The sequence below is a fragment of the Bacillus sp. JJ1521 genome, from assembly GCF_036965165.1.
Lineage (GTDB): Bacteria > Bacillota > Bacilli > Bacillales > Bacillaceae_L > Ferdinandcohnia.
This window is the reverse complement of sequence record NZ_JBALOX010000220.1, coordinates 4,188-7,391: the sequence shown is the minus strand read 5'-3', so window position 1 is coordinate 7,391 and position 3,204 is coordinate 4,188. Positions and strand designations below refer to the sequence as shown.

Annotated in this window: 4 protein-coding genes; all 4 read right to left on the bottom strand. The window is 37.6% G+C overall.

Annotation, left to right across the window (positions count from 1 at the left end):
* Nucleotides 1-86: 86 nt before the first annotated feature.
* Nucleotides 87-269: a YpfB family protein gene (locus V7147_RS22690; protein WP_099362699.1), complete on the bottom strand. Its 183-nt coding sequence runs from the start codon at nt 267-269 to the stop codon at nt 87-89.
* Between the two features lie 81 nt (nt 270-350).
* A complete protein-coding gene (locus tag V7147_RS22685; RefSeq protein ID WP_335370068.1) occupies nt 351-1,022 on the bottom strand; it encodes a flagellar brake protein in 672 nt (223 codons plus the stop codon).
* Between the two features lie 323 nt (nt 1,023-1,345).
* The gene (gene ypeB / locus V7147_RS22680; protein ID WP_335370067.1) at nt 1,346-2,701 is read right to left on the bottom strand and encodes a germination protein YpeB; all 1,356 of its coding nucleotides are present in this window, start codon (nt 2,699-2,701) and stop codon (nt 1,346-1,348) included.
* 17 nt (nt 2,702-2,718) lie between these two features.
* On the bottom strand, nt 2,719-3,204 hold a 486-nt coding region (locus V7147_RS22675), incomplete at its 5' end, for a cell wall hydrolase (RefSeq protein ID WP_335370066.1).

Below are 3,204 nucleotides of genomic sequence, written 5' to 3'. Positions count from 1 at the left end.
GCTTGTTTATCTAAACTTTATTATATTGATTCAATTGAAGAGTATTCCTACCTACAAAAAATTGCAGGGAATCCCTGCAATTCATTTTAATTGTTATTTAGTAATGTTTCAATTGTTTTGGTCGTATCCGATTTGTCGACACCCTCATATTCAATCATTCTCGTGATATATGGGGTTAATGGACTATATAAGATAATCGCCTGTGCAACAAGTAAAAAAATAAATTGAATAATAGCTAGCTTGATTAAAATACGTTCGAAATTTTTCATTTTGCATACCTGTCCTAAAGAAAATTTTAATACTAGTATGCAAAAATTTAGTGTATTTTATTCTATCGGGATCTACTTTTTCTAAGTTTCACTTGCATGAATCCCTTTTTTCTTCAATAATAATTGTCTTTCAAAACAGAATTTAATTAATAACTGACGATCTGATTCGCCAATATCCACAAATTTGAGTGAAGCTTTATTTCTTTCGCCATTTTTACCTTCGACAATTCGGATTACATCACTTCTGAATGTCACATAGTGATACTCATCAGATAGAGTTGGTAGGACGAAATGTGTAAGGATATCTACTCCCGGAATAAGTGTCTTCGAATGCGGTAGAATGATAGCTGCACCACCTGCACTTATATCACGAGTGATTGAGACAAAGGGTTGGAATCCCCCATCTAAACTATGTATCGCAACGTCAACTGGTGTATCAACACGGACATATTCCCTTCGCTGAATCTTATACATGTTGTTCTCTCCAGGAAAGGAAAGAACAATCATCGGGATATTTTGTTTTACTCTTCCTAATACAATTGTATCAAAAAAATAAGCTGATGTACTACCGCCTGCAACAAAAGCCTTTAACTGTGTCCCATTTAATAAATAAACCGTCTTCCCTGTCTTGTTGCTAACTGGATAGTCAATATAGAGCTTATTTTCCATTATTTCAACTACTCTGCAACGATATTTTTCACCATTCGGATTAATGGCTGGTTCAAGATTAATCATATCCCCAATTTTCAACACGGCCGTTCACTCTTTCTTAAACATTCTGTAAACTCTTCTGTATTCTTATTAAACCATGAATAACTAGAAAAGCACAAGCACTCTTGAAAGAGGAACATCGACTAAATACTGCCAAGTCCTTTGGAAAACGTCGATGTCAGCACTTCCTTGAAAATGCAATGCATTTTCTTTGTGCGATGATTATGCGCCGAAGCTTTCCTTGTCCTGCGCAAGTCCGACAAGCATAAGAAAAGCCGTCGAGAAGGATGCACTTTATCCTTCTTGACGGATTGGCTAGACATCACAAAAAAAGGAAAGCAAAATTGCTTTCCTTTTTGAATCGATTAAGATTTGTTCATCCCTTTATAGACTGGCTCAGCATTTTTAAGCTTTTCGACTTTTTCTTCGAATCCATTTTCTGCATTGATAAAAATTCGATACGTATCGTTATCGATCGACCCTAAAAATTCATAACAAAGGACATCTTGATCAAGTTCATTTGTAATGATGGCGAGACGATCCTCCATGATTTCAAGGTTTGGGTTAATATTTTTCCTTGCTTCTTCTTTTGAGATTTTCGGTTTTCCGGCTGTTTCAATTTTACCAGCCATTAAATAATCCCTTGCCGTAAACCCAATAATATTTCCGTCATCGAGTGCTACTTTCATCTTAATCGAATCTGAATACACCCTCACTCCGTCAACCGAAGAAACGAAATTAAATACTCCAATATTATCATATTGTGCACTTTCAAAGAGCACGAGGTTTTCAAATTTATTCTCTTTTAGGAATTTTTGTGCTCGATTAAATGCATCATTTAGGCTGATTGTGCTTTTAGCAACTTCACGGTTACGAAGGACCCATATAGGGATGCCACCCTTTTTGGTAATATCCATAAATGTATTTACTTTTGATTTAGGGTCATTTATTTCGAGACTATAGAAACCGTTTGGTGAACCTTCTCCATTTTCGGTAACCTTCATTTCGATGTTACCTTCTAACCCGAGGAACTTTTTCGCAATTTCTTTCGCTTTTTCCTCATTAATTTGTGGTCCCTCTAGATTCGGAAATTCCCCACCATCTTTTTTAGTCGTTGTAAGTGTCACCCCAAAGTCACTTTCGGAATAAGCAGCTACATTTTTTTCAACGGTTTTTAAGCCATCAATAATGGTGTTATCTGACTGCTTTTTTCCTGAAGCAAGTGCCAATTCAACATCCATCCAACGCAGATTATTCTCCATTGCAAGATGTTGAACAGTTCGAAGTTCCTTTTGGATATCCTCTGCATTTTTATAAAGCTGCTGAAGCGTTTTATACTCCTCATCTGACAATGGTTCCTTAGAAAGGTCACGAACTGCAGTACGATAACTAAAATCCCCGATATTGCTTAGAAACTCTTCCGTTTTGTTAAAAGGCATAAGTGCCAGCGGTAATTGACCCACATCTGAATGTGCTTCCGATGTGATTCTCCAAACATCTGCAAGTGTTGGAGAAAGTGAATTTCTTGAATTCATGGCTAGTGTTGTTCCAATCTTATCGTGTAAAAGGTCAATATGATACGTTAAATTATGAAATGCACGTTGATAGTTATTTTCCGCCTGAATTAGAACGGCATTTTTCTCTTGGTGCTCCTTATAGCCCCAATACCCTGTTCCGATAATACCGATTGTAAGTACAGTAATTAATATTCCTCTTAACAATTGTCTCACCTTCCATTCTATCTACAGAATATGTGCTTACCGATTCTCTTAATTTGCGGTCTTCCCCAAATCCATTTACTTGTTGCAGTTGCTGGATTAAAGTAATAGGTTGCTCCGCCTGTTGGGTCCCAGCCATTGATCGCATCGATAACAGCTTTTTTCGCCTGTTCGTTTGGTGTCAACCAAATTTGTCCGTCCGCAACCGCCGTAAATGCAAGCGGTTCAAAAATAACACCTGATACTGTATCTGGAAATGTTGGACTATTAATACGATTTAATATAACTGCCGCAATTGCAACCTGCCCAATATATGGCTCACCGCGCGCTTCTCCATATACTGCATTAGAAAGAAGCTGAATATCATTTTGCGAAAACCCACCTGGCATATTAACTGCTGCAGGTCCTAGTGATTGTACCTCTTCTTGTTGTTGAACCTTTGCTTTTGGTTGCTGTTTAGCTGGTTGCTTCGGCTGAGCTTGCGGCTGTTTTGGCTGTGGTGCAGG

Bases quoted from the DNA above. Each gene is read 5' to 3' on its own strand.
- V7147_RS22690 (WP_099362699.1), bottom strand. From the start codon at position 269: ATGAAAAATTTCGAACGTATTTTAATCAAGCTAGCTATTATTCAATTT.